14 protein-coding genes and 9 tRNA genes are annotated in these 16190 nt (G+C 61.8%); 10 read left to right on the forward strand and 13 right to left on the reverse strand.

From position 1 onward, the window contains the following. Positions 1–8 precede the first annotated feature (8 nt). From BN1143_RS13665 to BN1143_RS13680, 4 genes are all read right to left on the reverse strand, one after another. Positions 9–1286: an alpha/beta hydrolase gene (locus tag BN1143_RS13665; RefSeq protein WP_042051019.1), complete on the reverse strand. Its 1278-nt coding sequence runs from the start codon at positions 1284–1286 to the stop codon at positions 9–11. Positions 1287–1689: 403 nt separating this feature from the next. Then, positions 1690–1765 (reverse strand) — tRNA-Asn (locus BN1143_RS13670). A gap of 4 nt (positions 1766–1769) precedes the next feature. Next, positions 1770–1845: transfer RNA gene (locus BN1143_RS13675), tRNA-Phe, on the reverse strand. Between the two features lie 183 nt (positions 1846–2028). Further along, the gene (locus tag BN1143_RS13680; protein WP_231570629.1) at positions 2029–4242 is read right to left on the reverse strand and encodes an immune inhibitor A domain-containing protein; all 2214 of its coding nucleotides are present in this window, start codon (positions 4240–4242) and stop codon (positions 2029–2031) included. A 482-nt stretch (positions 4243–4724) separates the two neighbouring features. Here BN1143_RS13680 and rraB point away from each other — a divergent pair, with 482 nt between their 5' ends. Further along, positions 4725–5072: a ribonuclease E inhibitor RraB gene (rraB, locus tag BN1143_RS13685; RefSeq protein WP_080628938.1), complete on the forward strand. Its 348-nt coding sequence runs from the start codon at positions 4725–4727 to the stop codon at positions 5070–5072. A gap of 68 nt (positions 5073–5140) precedes the next feature. Here rraB and BN1143_RS13690 read toward each other — a convergent pair whose 3' ends face one another. Then, complete coding sequence (locus tag BN1143_RS13690; RefSeq protein ID WP_005297806.1) at positions 5141–7114, reverse strand: putative bifunctional diguanylate cyclase/phosphodiesterase; 1974 nt, start codon at positions 7112–7114, stop codon at positions 5141–5143. A 171-nt stretch (positions 7115–7285) separates the two neighbouring features. Here BN1143_RS13690 and BN1143_RS13695 point away from each other — a divergent pair, with 171 nt between their 5' ends. Beyond that, a complete protein-coding gene (locus tag BN1143_RS13695; protein WP_010633004.1) occupies positions 7286–7780 on the forward strand; it encodes a hypothetical protein in 495 nt (164 codons plus the stop codon). Between the two features lie 143 nt (positions 7781–7923). On the opposite strand, the gene BN1143_RS13700 is transcribed toward BN1143_RS13695, so the two are convergent. The 5 genes from BN1143_RS13700 to rsgA are packed head-to-tail and all read right to left on the reverse strand — an operon-like array spanning position 7924 to position 10764. Next, positions 7924–8322, reverse strand: a complete 399-nt coding sequence (locus BN1143_RS13700) for a hypothetical protein (RefSeq protein WP_017788341.1) — start codon at positions 8320–8322, stop codon at positions 7924–7926. Between the two features lie 2 nt (positions 8323–8324). Next, entirely contained in the window at positions 8325–8576 is a 252-nt protein-coding gene (locus BN1143_RS13705) for a DUF2960 domain-containing protein (RefSeq protein WP_005297812.1), read from the reverse strand. A gap of 4 nt (positions 8577–8580) precedes the next feature. Next, on the reverse strand, positions 8581–8832 hold the full coding sequence (locus BN1143_RS13710) for a VF530 family protein (RefSeq protein WP_017763973.1): 252 nt from the start codon (positions 8830–8832) through the stop codon (positions 8581–8583). Beyond that, a complete protein-coding gene (asd, locus tag BN1143_RS13715; RefSeq protein WP_017763974.1) occupies positions 8829–9701 on the reverse strand; it encodes an archaetidylserine decarboxylase in 873 nt (290 codons plus the stop codon). The genes BN1143_RS13710 and asd overlap by 4 nt, the downstream gene beginning before the upstream one ends. Before the next feature lie 28 nt (positions 9702–9729). Next, positions 9730–10764 (reverse strand): small ribosomal subunit biogenesis GTPase RsgA, encoded by a 1035-nt coding sequence (rsgA, locus tag BN1143_RS13720; protein ID WP_041202860.1) that lies wholly within the window; start codon positions 10762–10764, stop codon positions 9730–9732. A 91-nt stretch (positions 10765–10855) separates the two neighbouring features. Between rsgA and orn the strand changes: the two genes are divergently transcribed. From orn to BN1143_RS13760, 8 genes are all read left to right on the forward strand, one after another. Continuing rightward, entirely contained in the window at positions 10856–11401 is a 546-nt protein-coding gene (gene orn / locus BN1143_RS13725; protein ID WP_010633010.1) for an oligoribonuclease, read from the forward strand. A 178-nt stretch (positions 11402–11579) separates the two neighbouring features. Further along, positions 11580–11655, forward strand: a tRNA-Gly gene (locus tag BN1143_RS13730). A gap of 36 nt (positions 11656–11691) precedes the next feature. Further along, positions 11692–11767: transfer RNA gene (locus tag BN1143_RS13735), tRNA-Gly, on the forward strand. 32 nt (positions 11768–11799) lie between these two features. After that, a tRNA-Gly gene (locus BN1143_RS13740) sits at positions 11800–11875 on the forward strand. Between the two features lie 24 nt (positions 11876–11899). Further along, positions 11900–11975, forward strand: a tRNA-Gly gene (locus BN1143_RS13745). A 24-nt stretch (positions 11976–11999) separates the two neighbouring features. Then, positions 12000–12075, forward strand: a tRNA-Gly gene (locus BN1143_RS13750). A gap of 38 nt (positions 12076–12113) precedes the next feature. Further along, positions 12114–12189, forward strand: a tRNA-Gly gene (locus BN1143_RS13755). A gap of 24 nt (positions 12190–12213) precedes the next feature. Then, positions 12214–12289, forward strand: a tRNA-Gly gene (locus BN1143_RS13760). A gap of 379 nt (positions 12290–12668) precedes the next feature. Here BN1143_RS13760 and BN1143_RS13765 read toward each other — a convergent pair. From BN1143_RS13765 to BN1143_RS13775, 3 genes are all read right to left on the reverse strand, one after another. Next, positions 12669–12878 carry a cold-shock protein gene (locus BN1143_RS13765; protein ID WP_005297820.1) on the reverse strand — a complete coding sequence of 70 codons (210 nt, stop codon included), beginning with the start codon at positions 12876–12878 and terminating at the stop codon, positions 12669–12671. 272 nt (positions 12879–13150) lie between these two features. Further along, positions 13151–13819 (reverse strand): LysM-like peptidoglycan-binding domain-containing protein, encoded by a 669-nt coding sequence (locus BN1143_RS13770; protein WP_005297821.1) that lies wholly within the window; start codon positions 13817–13819, stop codon positions 13151–13153. A gap of 98 nt (positions 13820–13917) precedes the next feature. Next, the gene (locus BN1143_RS13775) at positions 13918–16020 is read right to left on the reverse strand and encodes a methyl-accepting chemotaxis protein (RefSeq protein ID WP_042051022.1); all 2103 of its coding nucleotides are present in this window, start codon (positions 16018–16020) and stop codon (positions 13918–13920) included. Positions 16021–16190 lie beyond the last annotated feature (170 nt).

Here is a 16190-nt window from a genome sequence, read left to right on the forward strand (position 1 = left end):
CGGCGGGATCAGCGATCCCGATTCATGCGGATGAGTCGGTCCAGGATCTGCTCACCATCGACCCGTAGACCGTTGTGCTCGTACTCGTTGGTGATCCAGGCGCGGCTGTTGCCAAGCCCCTTGAGGGTGTCGCGGCTGTAGTCGAACTCCACGTACATGTCCTCGGCATAGACGGCGCAAGCCACCGGCACTTGGTTGCGGGCCAGCTGCACCGGGTCGTAGAGGGGGCCCCAGTCCGCCTTCTTGGCCAGCAGGTGAGCGGCTTCCTTCAGCGGGATGAGCTCGCGGAACTGCTCGAACATCCAGGGGAAGATCATCTCGCCGGTGAAGGCGAAATCCTTGCCCGGCGCCCAGGCCAGGGCCGGGAACTCGCCCCTGACCCGCTCGGCCGCCCAGTTGCTGGCGCTCCCTTCGCAATAGATGGACTCGTGCAGGATGGCGAACACCGGGTTGGTGTTGAACGGCTGCATCGCCTGCAGCTGATAGAGGAAGGCGGGGTTGAGCCGCTCGCCGATGAAGGCGTCCTCCAGCAGGTAGTAGAGCTCCTCGAAGGCGCCGCTGGCACCCAGATCCAGCCCCTGCTGCTGCAACTGCTCCACCGTCAGGCGCTGGCCGTTGGGCAGGCGCACCTCGTGACTGTGCAGGTGGTTGGCCAGCCGGTTGGCGATGGCCTGGGCATGGGGGAAGCGGGCGAAGAAGGCGCGGTTCTTGTCCGCCACCCGCTGGTAGGTGGCGCGGTAGACCTCGTCTGCGCTGCGACCGATGGGGGCCACCCCGCCGGTGAGGTAGACCTCGTGCAGGCTGCCTGGGAACAGGGAGAGGTAGGTGAGGCTGCAAAAGCCGCCGAAGCTCTGGCCGAGCAGGCTCCAGGGGCGACCCGGGCTCAGCACTTCGCGAACGTACTCGGCGTCGCGCACTATGCTGTCGGCGCGAAAATGGCCGAGGTACTCCGCCTGCTGCCGGCCAGTGAGCTGGGCCAGCGCATCGGCACTGATGGGGCTGGAGTGACCGGTGCCACGCTGATCGAGCAGCAGCACCCGAAACTCCTGCAGGGCCCGCTTGATCCAGCCGCTGGCGGCGGTCGGGCGCGGGGCGCCAAAGCCGGGCCCGCCCTGCAGGAACAGCAGCCAGGGCAGATCGTCATGCAGCCTGTCCTGGCGGCAGAGGGTGCGGCCGAACAGGGTGAGGGTCTCCTCCTCATCCGGTCGCTGGTGGTCGAGGGGCACGGTGAAGAAGCGGGGCTCGCAATGGATGCCGTCCAGCACGTAACGCAACGGGCTGCTCATCTGGGGTCTCCCTGAAGGTAGGAAAATCGTCGGCCTCATCATAGCCCTGGCGCAGGAGCGGGTCACGCCGGTTTTCCAAATTGTTAACATTGTCGTCAAGTGAAAACGGGGGCTGCAGGGTGATGAATTTATTGTCGGCAAGGGAGTTGACGGTGGCGGGCCGGCTGCACAAAGATGGCTCGCCTGCCGACGGGGCAGGGGTCGTAACAGGATGAGGTGGGCGCGATGAAGCCTGGGTGGAGACGATTGCGCAAAAAAGAGAAACGGGTGAACCCGGAGGGTTTGCTGCAGACCGGCTTGTTGCTGTTCAGTGCCACCTGCGGCGCGACCCTGCTGCTGGCAACCTGCAACGGCAGCTGACCGGAATGAAAAAAGCCCGCTCGATGAGCGGGCTTTTCAAATTTGGCTCCTCCTACTGGACTTGAACCAGTGACATACGGATTAACAGTCCGCCGTTCTACCGACTGAACTAAGGAGGAATTGTGGTGCCCAGAGACGGAATCGAACCGCCGACACGGGGATTTTCAATCCCCTGCTCTACCGACTGAGCTATCTGGGCAACGGCGCGCATTAAACCCTTTCTGAACGGATGTGTCAACCGCATGGCGCAGATAGTCGCATTGTTCGCTCGACAAGTGAGCAATCAGGGTGTTTGTTGGGCGGTTTGGCCTGTTTTCATCCTGGGCGGCGGGTCGGCAGATGAAAAAAGGGGCCCTAGGGCCCCTTGTCATGGTTATCGTGCTCAGTGGCGGCTGACGATGATCCGCCCGGTACTCATGTCACGGGCCTGACCGGTGACGCTGATCTTGAGCCCGTATTCGGGCAGCAGGCGACCGGCATCCGGGATCTCCTTGCTCTGGTAGCTGCGGGAATCCTTGAACACCCGGTTCGGGGTGATCCAGAAGTCGCGCAGCAGGGAGCCGCTCGGGTGCTTGAGGTTGAGCGGCTGCTGGAAGCCCAGGCTGAAGGTGGCGTCGTGGATCTGGTAGCGGGTACCGGCCACGGCGCCGTCGCTCCACTTGAGGGTGCGCTGATCCGCATCCACCACCCCGAGGAAGCCCTCACCCGGGTGGACTCCCACCCAGTTGTTGACCTGGCTGTTGTCCACGTACCAGAGCAGCATGCCCGGCTCGTAGCGCATCAGCTGGTCGGCCACATTGATGTGGGCCAGCCCCTTGTCCACTCCCGCATGGTTGCGCCACTCGGCCAGGTAGTAGTGATCCTTGGCCTCGTTGCCGTCGCTCTTCACGAAGCCGGCCAGGGTGAAGGGGGAGTTGCCCTCGGCACCGTCTCTCAGCAGGGTGTCGCCATCGGCGAGGATCTGCAGCTCGTCCACGAACAGCCCGTTCTCGGCCACGCCGCCGTCGCTCAGGTATTGCAGGGTCAGAGTGACCTGCTGACCGGCCCAGGGGGTGAGGTCGAACTCGGCATCGGTCCAGCCGTTGGAGTTGCCGGTGATGCCGACCCCGAAGCCGACCCCGTTGGGATCGTCACTGGTGGTCAGGTTGCCCGCGATGGGCTGGCCGTTGACCAGCACCCTGGCGTAGTCGTACCCCTCTTCAATCTGATACCAGGCCTTGAAGTTGAGGCTGGCGCTCTGTTTGCCGCTCAGATCCAGCTTGAGGCTCATGCGGTTGTCGAGGTTGTTGCCCTTGCCGCCGTGGTACTCGTACTGGCCGGCGTAGGGCGGGTTGAGGGGGATCTGCTTGGCCGGCAGGTTGATGCGCACCACGTCGTCGTTGCGTCCCTTGTCGTTGGCCTGATCCAGCATGTAGACGTTGCCGCGCGGGCTGAGATCGGCGAGCTGCACATTGCTGCCGTGCAGCCAGTTGCCGCCGAGGGAGGCCTGCAGGAACTCCTTGGCCCAGGCGGAGAACCCGGTCGGCTCGGTGCCGCCGATGACCCCGGCCCAGGAGCCTGAGGACATGATGGACCAGGTCGCCACCGGTTCCCCCTTGCCGGTGTACTTGGTGTCGTACTCGTCCGGCAGCCCCAGATCGTGGCCATATTCGTGGGCACAGACCCCGGCCGCCGCATCGATGGGCTGGATGGTGTAGTCGTAGGCGGCAAACTTGCCACCGAAGTTCTGGCTCGGGCTGCTGGTGCCCGGGATGGGGTAGGGGGCACCCAGGTTCCAGCGGTGCGCCCAGATGGCGTCTTCGCCGAGATCGCCGCCACCGGCCTCCTCGCCGACGCTGGAGTGGAAGATCATCAGGTGGTCGATGAGGCCGTCCGGCTCGTCCCGGTTGCCGTTGCCGTTGAGATCGTAGCGATCCTCCTGGTCAAACTCGGACAGATCGATGGAGGGGTCGCCCGCCACCTGGATCAACGCCTCCTTCACCAGCTCCCGGATGGTGTTCGGGGTGGCATTGGCGCCGTAGTAGGCGGCGTTCTTGCTGGCGGTATACCAGCCCGCCACCTGGCCGCGCACGCTGTAGCTCTTGCCTGACTGCTGCTCGTAGAACTGGCGCATGGAGATGAACTGCTCGCCGTTCGGGCCGGCATAGCCCTTGGACGAGAACAGCAGGTCGTTGTAGTGCTCCGGGGTGTAATCCGGGTAGTACATCTTGGTGAGCTCGGGGCGGATGCTGTTCTTCGGGTAGTCGGGGAAGTCCACCAGGATGGCGAGGATCTTGTCCTTGCGCATCTTGCCCTGGTAGTGCTCCCGCTCGATAGACTTGAGCAGCAGGGTAGGCACCCGATCGCCGGGACGGGCGGTGCCGTTGAGGCGGATCTTCTTGAGGATGGTCTCCCGCACCTTGCCCTCTTTCACCGCCAAGGTACCGCTGTTGCCCTGATAGGCCCGCGACTTCTCGCGATAGTAGCTGGCGAGGGCCGCCTGCTCCTGCTCGGGGGAGGCCAGGGTCGGGATGCGGCCGCTCTTCTTGAGCATCTCCAGCACCTTCACCTCATCGGCCAGGGGGGCATCGAACGGACCGTGGACCGGGGCGGCCATGGCGTGGTTTCCAATCATAAGGGTTGAGCCGACAAGCAGGCTCATTATTGTTTTTTTAGGCATTATCTATGTGCTCCTTCACATGATAAAAAGGGAGCCTCACTGGCTCCTCTTTCCGTACGGGCGATGGATTGCCCGCGTCCCTTGATACACTCCGTGGATGGCCTTGTCACCGTCGCGCTGCTGGTGGATCCTGCTGATTTCAAACGGCTTGCTGGCGCTGTCGCGTGGTTTTGACACATCCGTGCAAAGCTCCATATGGAGCAATCCTGTTTTGGCGGCAGATTACCCTTTATTAACCTTTTGTGATGGCACCCCATTTGGGGTGGCTGCCGACGACGGCTTATCTTGGTCTGCCGCATTGAGCCGGATGGGCTGTGCGAGTATGCTTTGCCGCAACCGGGCCTGCGGGGCGGCAGATGGCCGAGATGGCACCGTCCGCGCAAGCATTTGATCACAACACAGTCGCATCTGGGGTTAATATGAGTCTTGATATGCAAGAGTGGCGCGAAGAGACCACCGCCATCGTCAACGAGTTGCTGGCCGATGGCAGCAACCCGGATTTGGAGTACGAGATTGAGCACCACTTTGCCTGCCAGGATTTCGATCTGCTGGAGAAGGCGGCGGTCGACCTGTTCAAGGCCGGTTTCGAAGTGACCGATGCCGAAGAGATGGAGCTGGATGACGGCGCCACCATCTTCTGCTTCGACGCCACCGTCGAGTGCAAGCTGGACATCGAGACCATAGTGGCGGATATCGCCACCATGCTGCCCATCCTCGAAAAATACGGCGTGGACTACGACGGCTGGGGCACCTACTTCCAGGAGTAAGGCGCCAGCTCACGCACGCTTTGCAAAAACAACAAGGCCACCCTCGGGTGGCCTTGTTGTTGTGAGCATCACGCCTGTGGCAACTGGTAGCAGCGGGCAAACTCGGCGGGGGGTAGCGGGCGGCTGAACAGGTAGCCCTGCAACCGGTCGCAGCCGGCCTGCACCAGCCACGCCTGCTGCTCTTGCGTCTCCACCCCTTCGGCGGTGATCTTGATGCCGAGCTCGTGGCCCAGCCCGATGACGGAGCGCACGATGGCGGTGGTGGCCTGGTTGGTGACCAGCTCCTGCGTGAAGCTTTTGTCGAGCTTGAGGGTCGCCACCTGCAGCCGTGGCAGGTAGGCCAGACTGCAGTAGCCGGTGCCGAAGTCGTCGATGGCGAGTTGAAAGCCCGCCTCGATCAGGCAGGCCAGGTTGCTCTCTATCTCGTCGGCGTTCTCCATCAGCACCCCTTCGGTGATCTCCAGCTCCAGCTGCCAGGGGGCGAGGCCGTGACGCTCGATGCAGGCGAAGATCTGCGGGCAGAGCTCGGGATCGCGAAATTGCAGCGGCGACAGGTTGATGGAGAGCACCAGATCCGGCGCATCGGCCTGCCAGCGGGCCAGCTGGGCGCAGCCCTGCTCCAGCATGTGGCAGCCGAGCAGGCCGATGAGTCCCAGCTCTTCCGCCAGCGGGATGAACTCGTCAGGCGAGATCATGCCTAGCTCGGGATGGGGCCAGCGGCAGAGCAGCTCGGCCCCGTGCAGCTGGCTGGTGCGGGTGCTGATGATGGGCTGGTAGACGGCGGTCAGCTGGCCGGACTTGATGGCGAGCGGCAACTGGGCCGCGATGAGCTGGCGACGCTTGAGCTTGGCATCGAGTTCGGGGTCGAACAGGGTGCAGTGCTGCTGTTGGCGTTTGCCCTGGGCCAAGGCGGCCTCGGCGTGGCTCAGCAGCCGTTCGGCATCGTTGGCCTTGCCGTGGGCGATGCCGAGGAACACCGGGATCTGGATCCTGTGCTCTTCCACCTGGTAGGGGACCATCAGCGCCCCCTGCAAACGGCTGCTCCAGTTGGCCAGCGGCTCGTTCAGTTCGGGCAGCAGCATGGCAAAGTCGTCGGCGGCGACCCGGCACACCAGCGACTGGGGCGGAGCCAGCTGCTGCAGGCGACGGGCCACCTGGCTGAGCAGGCGGTCTGCGACCCGGATGCCGAAGCGGTCGTTGATCTCGCGAAAGTGTTGCAGGTCGACCAGCACCAGGCTCGCCTTGCGGGCGCCGAGGTGACGGCTGGTCTGCAGAAAGTGGGAGAGCTTGAGCAGGCCGGTCAGGCTGTCGTAGTGCTGCTCCTGCTGCAACTGGGCCTGGGTGGTGCGCAGCCCGGTGATGTCGCGGCTCAGGGTGAGGATGCCGAGGGAGTTGCCCTCGTCGTCCGGCACCTCGACCCGGGTCACCTCCAGATGGCGGCCCTGGCCGTTGGCATCCACCAGGCAGTATTCACCCCGTCCCATCGGCAGCTCGGTAGAGAGACGGTGGGCCACCCGCTGGCCGAGGGCCTCGCTGGCCGCCATCCCCATGAAGTCGAGAAAGGCCTGGTTGCAGTCGATCAACAGCCCCTGATGGTCTTCCAGCCGGATCGGATCCGGGATGGCGTCCAGCAGGCGGCGTTGCAGCAGCTGTTGCTGGCGAAAGGTCTGCTCCAGCTCCTTGCGCTGATCTATCTCGTTGACCATGCCGAACAGGGCCACCGGCTTGCCCTGCTCGTCGTAGAGCGGGATCTTGTGGATCTCCATCCAGCTGGTGGCGTCGCCGTTGCTGCAGTGCAACTGCTGATAGAGCAGGGGTTTGCCCTCCGCCAGCAGGCGCAGATCCTCTTCCCGAAAGATGTCACCCCAGGGCATGTCGGCGTCCGTCTTGCCGACGAGATCCGCCGGCAACGGCAGCCCCGCCTGCTCCGTGAAGGCACGGTTGGCAAACAGGTAGCGCCCATCCGTATCCCGGCAGAAGATATTCATGGGTAGCTGGTCGATGATCTGCTGCAGCAGGGGCAGGGTGAGCAAGGAGTTCACACAGACACTCACGGGGGAAATTTCGAGCAAATCTATGATAGCAGGCTGGTTTTGTAAAGCTTGGGTTAAGGCTGACTCATTTCTGCCGATCCCTGCTGACAGTCTGTGTCGCTGCCGCCATAATAGCCGCCGGTCGGCCGAGGGCCGGATTATATGGATGAGAGAAGCAGCATGAAAAAGATAGTGGGAGTAGCACTGGCCCTGTTGATGGCCGGTTGTGCCAGCGACAACAATGGCGGCGAGCAGTACCGCTATACCCCGCCGGTAGCCAAGGCGACCAACAACACCCAGGAGATGCAGATCCCGGTGGATCTGGTGTGGGCCCGCGCCGAGAAGTGGTTTGGCGATCATGGCCTTAACATCGAAAACAGCCAGCGTGGCTCCGGCCTGATGACCGCCAACGTCGAGAATTCGGCCGACGGTCTGGAGTGGCTGGATTGCGGTACCATGGGCTCCAAGGTCGCACTGGGCAACCCCAACCTGCAGATCAACCTGATCATCACCCAGAGCGGCAACAACAGCGTGGCCACCGTCAACGTCAAGGGCAACACCCAGCTCTACTTCGTCGAGTCCTCCGGTGAGCGGGTACCGGCTCCTTCCATCACCCCGGTGTGCGTCTCCCGCGGCAGCCTGGAGCAGAGCCTGTTCTCCACCCTCGCCAACTAAGGTTGCGCCGAGTGCCAGCAAAAACCCCGTTGCCTGCAACGGGGTTTTTTGTTTCCGGCCTGGTGGAAGGGGCATGCGGGCCGCTGTTGATAGCCGCAAAAACAACCCCCGGCAGGGCCGGGGGCTGGATAGAGTCGGGTGACTCAGCGGGCGACGTCGCCGTGAAACAGCGTCTGCTCGCCGGCTTTGAGCACATACCCCTTCCACGGGAAGAGGGTGTAGCCGCTGCCTTGCCACGACCAGTTGCCTTCTGCGCCTTGGCGGGTGAGCAGGTGTTGCTCGCCGCTCGGCAGGGTCAGCTCGGCCTGGCTCTGATCGGCGTTGAACAGCACGAAGGCGCTGCTGGTCTGGCCGGCATCGGTCGGATTGAGCCGGATGCCCTGCTCGAACAGCCGCACGCACTGCCTGGTCAGCGCCGACCACTGATAGCCGGCGCTGGCTCGGCAGCCGTGGACATCCTGATCATTGCCGACCAGGTGTTGTTCCGGGGTACTGCAGGCCGCCAGCAGCAGGGAGGCAGCCATCAGGGTCAAGGTACGCATGGTTACTCCTTGGCATCCCGCTCGATGACGATGTTGGAGAAGCCCAGCTCCTTGAAGTAGTTCTCTCGGTAATCCTTCACGCTCTTCTTGTCGCGCCGGCATACCTGGGCCAGCTGCTCCTCCATGGCGTGGAAGCTGGTCAGGTTGATCCCTTCGGCAGCGGCAATGGCATCGTAGATGCTGTTGAACTTGTCGTTGGCGTAGCCGATCTCTTTGGTTTTCTTGCCGTAGGTGTAGGTAATCTTGAACGCCATGGCGTTATTCCTTTGCTTTGGCCTGCTTGCGCTGGACGTACAGATAGAGGCTCTCGACCTTTTCCCGCGCCCAGGGAGTTTTTCGCAAGAATTTCAGGCTGGATTTGATGCTGGGATCCTGGGTAAAGCAGCGGATATTGATCTCCTGCCCCAGTTTCTCCCAGCCGTAGTGTTCGACCAGGGCGGTGACGATGGCTTCCAGCGTCAGCCCGTGCAGCGGGTTGTTCTTCTGGGAAGAGACGGGCTGATCGCTCATGCCTGCTCCGCCAGCTTGGCAAAGGGCTGACCCATGCGGGTGGTGACCCCGTTGGCCAGATGGGGCTCGAAACCGGCCAGCATGCCCGGACCAAACAGGCAGACCACGGTACTGCCCAGCTTGAACAGCCCCATCTCGGCGCCTTTTTGCAGGGTGATGGCCTCGTCGCCTGTGTAGTCCCAGCGCACCACCTTCTTCTCTTTGGTCGGCGCTATGTTGCCGGCCCAGATGGTCTCGATGCTGGCCACGATGGTGGCACCGACCAGCACCAGCGCCATGGGGCCGTGCGGGGTGCGGAAGGTGGCCACCACCCGCTCGTTGCGGGCAAACAGGTTGGGCACGTTCTCGGCGGTGAGCGGGTTGACGGAGAAGAGATCCCCTGGCACGAACACCATGCTCTCCAGCACGCCGTCCAGCGGCATGTGGATGCGGTGATAATCCTTGGGTGCCAGGTAGATGGTGGCGAAGTCGCCATCCTTGAACGGCGCCACCAGATCCTCATAACCGCCCAGCAGCTCGCGGGCGCTGTAGTCGTGGCCCTTGGCCTGGATGATGCGGCCCTGCTGGATCGGACCGAGCTGGCTGACGGTGCCATCCACCGGCAGGGCCAGGGTCATGGCGTCTTCCACCAGGGGGCGAATACCGGGCTTGAGTTCGCGGGTGAAGAACTCGTTGAAGCTCTTGTAGTGGGCAGGGCTCTCGTGCAGCGCCTCGCTCATGTCGACCTGGTACTGCTTGATAAAGGCCTCGATCACCCTGGTGGTGAGGTTGCCCGCTTCGGCGGCGGCAAGCTTGCCCACCAGGCGGGAGAGGGCGTGTTTGGGCAGACAGTATTGACCGGCAATTTTCAGGTTGTCAGTAATGCTCATGTTCATCATCAACGTAGGTTAAACAGGGTCACAGGCGTGCCTGTTGGCGACCGTGACGGGCTTCCTGCATGGTTTCCAGGATGCGGTGATAGTTGTGGAAGCGATCGGCGCTGATGGCGCCCGCTTCGACCGCGGCGCGCAGGGCGCAGCCGGGATCGTCCTTGTGGGTACAGTCGCGGAACTTGCAACCGCCCAGATAATCGCGGAACTCGACGAAGCACCAGGTGATACGGTCGGCCTCCAGATGCCAGAGGGCGAACTCGCGGATCCCGGGGGAGTCGATGAGATCGCCGCCGCTCGGGAAGTGGTAGAGCCGCGCCGTGGTGGTGGTGTGCTGGCCGAGCCCCGAGTTCTCGGAGATCTCGCCGGTGAGCACATCCAGCCCCGGCATCAGGGCGTTGGTCAGTGACGACTTGCCGACCCCGGACTGGCCGACGAAGATGCTGATCTTGTCGGTCAGGGCGGCTTTCAGCTCATCGAGCCCTTCGCCGCTCTCGCAGCTCACCAGCAGCACCTCGTAATTGAGCTTGCGGTAGGTTTCGAGCTGGCGCTCGATGCGGGCGCGGGCGGCATCATCGAGCATGTCGACCTTGTTCAGCACGATGAGGGGGCGGATCTCCACATCCTCGGCGGCCACCAGATAGCGGTCGACGATGTTGGTGGAGAACTCGGGCATCACCGCCGAGACGATGATGATCTGGTCGATGTTGGCGGCGATGGGTTTGACCCCGTCGTAGAAATCCGGCCGGGTCAGCACCGAGTGACGCGGGTGCACCGCCTCGATGACGCCGGCGGTCGCGGCATTGAGGCCGGGACGCCATACCACCTTGTCGCCGCACACCAGGCTGCTGATGCTGCTACGCCGCAGGTTGCTGCGGTGGATGGTGCCATCGCTAGCCTCGACGTCTGCATGCTGACCAAAACGGCTGATCACCACCCCTTCGATGGCCGGCCCGAACAGGGTGTCATCCACCTCTGTGGTGTGCTCTTTTTGCAGCCGACGCTCGCGGTTGGCCTGGACGCGCCTTTGTTGACCCAGATTGAGTTTTGCTTTCTTTGCCACTCGATTCGCCAGTTTATGAACAGATCCAAAGCCAGTATGATACATGCAAATTGGCAAAATTCCGCCATTCCTCCCAATAGAGAGAGCAATCATGACAGTCAGCGCGCAGAACCTGGTATGGATCGACATGGAGATGACGGGCCTTGACCCTGAGGAAAACGTGGTACTGGAGATTGCCACCATCGTCACCGACAAGGACCTGAACGTGCTGGCCGAAGGGCCGGTTATCGCCATTCACCAGAGCGACGAAGAGCTGGCCAAGATGGACGACTGGAACGTCAACACCCACACCAAGAGCGGTCTGGTGGCCCGGGTCAAGGCGAGCCAGCACGACGAGGCGAAAGCCGTCGCCGAGACCCTCGACTTCATTCGCCAGTGGGTGCCGGAGCGCACCAGCCCGCTGTGCGGCAACAGCATCGGCCAGGATCGCCGCTTCATGGTCAAGCACATGAGCGATCTGGAAGCCTTCTTCCACTATCGCAACGTCGATGTCAGCACCATCAAGGAGCTGGTACGCCGCTGGCAGCCGGAGCTGCTGGATCAGTTCAAGAAGAGCGGTACCCACCAGGCGCTGGACGACATCCGCGAATCCATTGCCGAACTGCAGTTTTACCGCAGCCACGTCTTCAAGATCTGACGCCCAGGCAAGGGATTGCCCCGCTCTGGTTGCTAAAATCGACAGTTCGACCAGCTTTTGAGCGAACGCGCGCAACCAGACAAAAAAGCCCTTGCAATTGGAATGACTGCTCTTATAATTCGGCTCCCGTACAGTAGCGCAAGCAACCAAATGCTGTACGGCCTGTTTTAAGGTAGTTGCGGGAATAGCTCAGTTGGTAGAGCACGACCTTGCCAAGGTCGGGGTCGCGAGTTCGAGTCTCGTTTCCCGCTCCAAAATCTGATGATGACACTGGTGCAAACCAGCCCGATGCGGGAATAGCTCAGTTGGTAGAGCACGACCTTGCCAAGGTCGGGGTCGCGAGTTCGAGTCTCGTTTCCCGCTCCAATCATCAGCCAGCCTCAAGACAACCTAATGTTGCGGGAATAGCTCAGTTGGTAGAGCACGACCTTGCCAAGGTCGGGGTCGCGAGTTCGAGTCTCGTTTCCCGCTCCAAAAATTTGTAAGTGGTATTCCGATGCGGGAATAGCTCAGTTGGTAGAGCACGACCTTGCCAAGGTCGGGGTCGCGAGTTCGAGTCTCGTTTCCCGCTCCAATCACTTGCAGATGACATTCTGTTGCGGGAATAGCTCAGTTGGTAGAGCACGACCTTGCCAAGGTCGGGGTCGCGAGTTCGAGTCTCGTTTCCCGCTCCAAACAGTTTCTAGTAGATATGTGTAAGTGACATTCCGTTGCGGGAATAGCTCAGTTGGTAGAGCACGACCTTGCCAAGGTCGGGGTCGCGAGTTCGAGTCTCGTTTCCCGCTCCAATCACTTGCAAATGACATCCTGTTGCGGGAATAGCTCAGTTGGTAGAGCACGACCTTGCCAAGGTCGGGGTCGCGAGTTCGAGTCTCGTTTCCCGCTCCAATCTCTCTTCAAATTCAATCTCTCTCCCCCAAGTTCACGAATCCAGTTGCTCAATACAATCACTGCCACATTCAGTTGGTAGAGCATGATCCGCGCTTGCCAAGGCTGGGGTCGCGAGTTCGAGTCTCGTTTCCCGCTCCAATCTCTCTTAGAAGTCCTCACCATCCATTTGAATTGCCCATTACATCGCGCTGCGATGATTTGTCGTATCCGGCGTTCAGCCAGATCAGATCCATGTTTGCTGTACTCGTGTCGTACACAAGGGCGGGAAGGGCTGTTGCTGCTGCGGGCAGGTTGATGATCGTGGCGGGGAAGGGGAAATGGCAGGCAAAAAAATAGGAGGGGCGATGGCTCCTCCTACCGGCTCACTGGCGCTGGCTTAGATAACGGTAACGTTCTCAGCCTGAGGACCTTTTTTGCCCTGGGTCACAGTGAACTGTACTTTTTGACCTTCAGCCAGGGTCTTGAAACCGGCGCTCTGGATGGAGGAGAAGTGAACGAAAACGTCCGGTCCCTGGGATTGCTCGATGAAGCCAAAACCCTTGGTCTCGTTGAACCATTTTACTTGGCCGGTGCGAATGTCAGACATGTGGTAAGTCCTATCTATAACAAAATGAAACTAAGCCTGGTTGGGCAGCATTTGCCTAGAAAGCAGGGGTTGAAGCATGACTGACCACGTCAATTTGTCCCAGTAGCATGTAGCACAATCCCTGTCTAAAGCACAAACGATTGTACGTGAGCACGATCCCTTGTCAATTTGGCACTTTTCATTTTTTGAGCAAGCTAAAAATATTGTGAAGTCAGTAGCTTGTTTCACGGGAGCCGGTCAAAAAAACGGGAGGCGCCAGGCCTCCCGTTTCATCACTCCTTGAGGGCGAATCCTTCGCCCTGTCGGTCGTAGCGATAGATGGCCTGACCGTAGGAGCGGATCTCGACCCGCTGGATGCGGCGGGTGTCGTCCACCAGGATGAAGATGGCGCGACCGGACTGCAGGCGGGTCAGTGGGCGATCCGGCCCTTCGATGGCAATGAGGCGGCTCAGCTCGGCACCTGGCAGCTCGAACTTGCGGAAGATGGAGTAGAGGGTTTCACCGGCCTGCACATCGTGTTGCAGCCAGGTGCCGTTGACCTTCTCTTCCACCGGTTTGGCCGCGGCGGGGGCATTGCCGCTGGCGCCGTTGCCCACGGTGAGGGCCTGGGCCGGTACGGCGATGGGCACCGTCAGCGAACCGGACGGCGCCGCCTTGGGTTCGGTCGGGGCGGGTTCCCAGGCCAGTACCAGCAGCCAGAGCGGGATCAGGATCAGCAGCCCTATGGTGTGCTTGCGGGGCAGCGGGCTGGCCAGTTTGAACTTGCCAGTCCTGGGTTCCTGGCCGCGTTGGCCAAGTCCGCTCATGCCCTGGCCGATGCGTTGGCGCAGGGGCAGGGTAGCGGCATTGATACGATGGAGCAGGGATCCTTGTGATTCGTCTTGGCGACGCTGCTGGGCTCGTCTGTTGTGGCCACGGGGGCGACGGTCCGGGGTGGGCACGGCATTTACCTCTCACTACATTGCCTGCCATCAGGCAAATTCGTGCCTATGGTAAACGGACTCGCCCCCGAGGGGGAGAGTCCTGACCGTGAAAATTATCAGCTGAGACGAAATTGTCCCAACAATTGCTGTAAACGCTCGGCCGCCTGACGCAATGCCTGGCTGGCTTTGGCCGTCTCGGTGGCATCCTGGGCGATGTCGTTGGCCAGTGCGTTGGTTTTTGACAGATTGCCGGAGACGGTCTCGGAGACCGAGCTCTGCTCCTCGGCGGCGGAGGCGATCTGGTAGGTCATGTCGTTGATGGTGGAGATGGCCTGATAGATGCTGCCGAGCGCCTCTTCTGCCAGATCTGCTTCCCCTACCGCCTGATGGGTCAGCTGCTGGCTCTGGTTGATGGCGTTGACCGCGTTGGCCGAGCTGTGGCGGATCTTCTCGATCAGCTCCTGGGTATTCTGTACCGCCTGCTGGGTGTTGCCCGCCAGCTTGCGCACCTCGTCGGCCACCACCGCAAAGCCGCGGCCCTGCTCGCCGGCCCGGGCCGCCTCGATGGCTGCGTTGAGCGCCAGCAGGTTGGTCTGATCGGCAATGCCCTGAATGACGGTGAGGATGCTGGTGATCTGCTCGCTGTCGTGAGCCAGCCCTTCCACCACCTCGGCGCCCTTGCCGGCTTCGGCGGCCACCTTGTGCATCGACTGGATCACCTGCTGGAAGCGCACCTTGCCCTGATCCGCCGCGCCCTGGGCCTGTTTGGCTGAGTCGGCGGTGTTGTTGGCGTGGGTCGCAACCTCCTGGCTGACGTAGGACATCTCCTGCACCGCAGTCAGCATCTGTTCCATCTCCGCCTGGTGGTGCTGCAGGTTGTTGTCGGTTTGGCCGGCGATGCGGTCGGTGTCGCCGGCGTGACGGTTGACCTCGCTGGCGGTCTTGAGCACATCCCCCAGCAGCACCTGTAGCTTGTCGATGAAGCGGTTGATGCCCTTGGCCAAATCCCCCAATTCATCCTGGGACTGGGTATTGAGCCGCTTGGTGAGATCTCCCTCGCCATCGGCGATGTCATCCACCAGGCTCACCATTTGGCGGATGGGGCCTGTGATGCTGCGGGCAATGACCAGCATGGTGGCCAGCGCCAGCACCAGCACCACGACGGCACCCACCAGTTGCTGGGTCATGGCGGCCCGGTTCATGTCGCCCAGCTGGGCTTCCAGCTGATCGGCACCGGCCAGCACCACCTTGTAGGGCAGGGTGACGATGATGGCCCAGTTGCGGCTCATACCCGGCACCGCGATGGGTACCGAGATGCGAAACGCATCGTCGAGCTCCTCGCGCTGTACCTCGGGTTTGAGGTACTGCTGCCAGCCGTTGCCGAGCAGCTTGTCGGCGCGACTGCCGAGCAGGCTGGCATCCCTGCTGGTGCCGGTGATGACGCCGGCGGCGCTGACGATCAGGGTCTCGCCCTTGCCGTCATAGATGTTGCTGTTGAGGGACTGGGCCTGACGGCTGATGGAGTCCACCGCCAGATCGAGGGCGGCTATCCCCTTGAACTGGCCGCCCACCATGATGGGGGTGGTGATGGTGCTCACCAGCACCTGCTGGCCGTTGATGTCCACCTTGAAGGGGTCGATGAGGCAGGAGCGCCCCTCCCGTTTCGGGCAGGCGTAGTAGTCGTTGGCCGGATTGCCAAACTCATCCGGATCGCTCTTCTCGATGGAGAGCAGCAAATCGGTGCCGATCTGATCCTTGTCACGATAGAAGTAGGGGACGAAGCGCCCCTTGCTGTCGCTGCCCAGCGCCGTCTGGCCGGCAAAGCTGGCGTCCTGGCCGTCGAAGCCGTTGGGCTCGAAGCCGGCGAAGGCACCGTAGAGCTGGGGTTCGAGGGCGAGCTGGGCCTTGAGCAGGTCGGTGGCCTGCTGGCGATCCAGCGGCAGCTTGCCCTCCTGCTGCAGGGCGAGGGCGCTGGCCATCTGCTGGGTATAGGAGAGCCCCTTTTGCAGCAGCTGGGTGATGGTGGCGGCCTCGGCACGGGCGTTGGCGCTGACCTTCTGCCAGGCCTCCTGCTGCAGGGCGGCGCGGCTGGAGCTGATGGTCAGCTTTTGGGTCTGTTGACCCGAGTACTGGTTGAGCAGGATCAGGATGACCAGGGCGGCGGTCATGGCGATCCCGGCCATCACCAGAATGCGATTCTGGATAGAACGGAACTGCATCGTCTCTTCCTTGTTGGTGAGCGTTATTTGAATATCGGCCGGAGGAGGCAGCTCTCCAACACTTTGCATAGCAAATAGGAAACGGGGATTTTGTTTTGCGATCCCCTTCAAACATCAGGTGGCAAGGGGGCGGACCGGTGCTTTGTTCCCCCTACTTTGGCTCGTGGCAG

The organism is Aeromonas dhakensis, from assembly GCF_000820305.1.
GTDB classification, from domain to species: domain Bacteria; phylum Pseudomonadota; class Gammaproteobacteria; order Enterobacterales; family Aeromonadaceae; genus Aeromonas; species Aeromonas dhakensis.

Coding starts and splice junctions, on each gene's coding strand:
- BN1143_RS13665 (WP_042051019.1), bottom strand. CDS start 1,286: ATGAGCAGCCCGTTGCGTTACGTGCTGGACGGCATCCATTGCGAGCCC.
- BN1143_RS13680 (WP_231570629.1), bottom strand. CDS start 4,242: ATGGCCGCCCCGGTCCACGGTCCGTTCGATGCCCCCCTGGCCGATGAG.
- rraB (WP_080628938.1), top strand. CDS start 4,725: ATGAGTCTTGATATGCAAGAGTGGCGCGAAGAGACCACCGCCATCGTC.
- BN1143_RS13695 (WP_010633004.1), top strand. CDS start 7,286: ATGAAAAAGATAGTGGGAGTAGCACTGGCCCTGTTGATGGCCGGTTGT.
- BN1143_RS13700 (WP_017788341.1), bottom strand. CDS start 8,322: ATGCGTACCTTGACCCTGATGGCTGCCTCCCTGCTGCTGGCGGCCTGC.
- BN1143_RS13705 (WP_005297812.1), bottom strand. CDS start 8,576: ATGGCGTTCAAGATTACCTACACCTACGGCAAGAAAACCAAAGAGATC.
- BN1143_RS13710 (WP_017763973.1), bottom strand. CDS start 8,832: ATGAGCGATCAGCCCGTCTCTTCCCAGAAGAACAACCCGCTGCACGGG.
- asd (WP_017763974.1), bottom strand. CDS start 9,701: ATGAGCATTACTGACAACCTGAAAATTGCCGGTCAATACTGTCTGCCC.
- orn (WP_010633010.1), top strand. CDS start 10,856: ATGACAGTCAGCGCGCAGAACCTGGTATGGATCGACATGGAGATGACG.
- BN1143_RS13765 (WP_005297820.1), bottom strand. CDS start 12,878: ATGTCTGACATTCGCACCGGCCAAGTAAAATGGTTCAACGAGACCAAG.
- BN1143_RS13775 (WP_042051022.1), bottom strand. CDS start 16,020: ATGCAGTTCCGTTCTATCCAGAATCGCATTCTGGTGATGGCCGGGATC.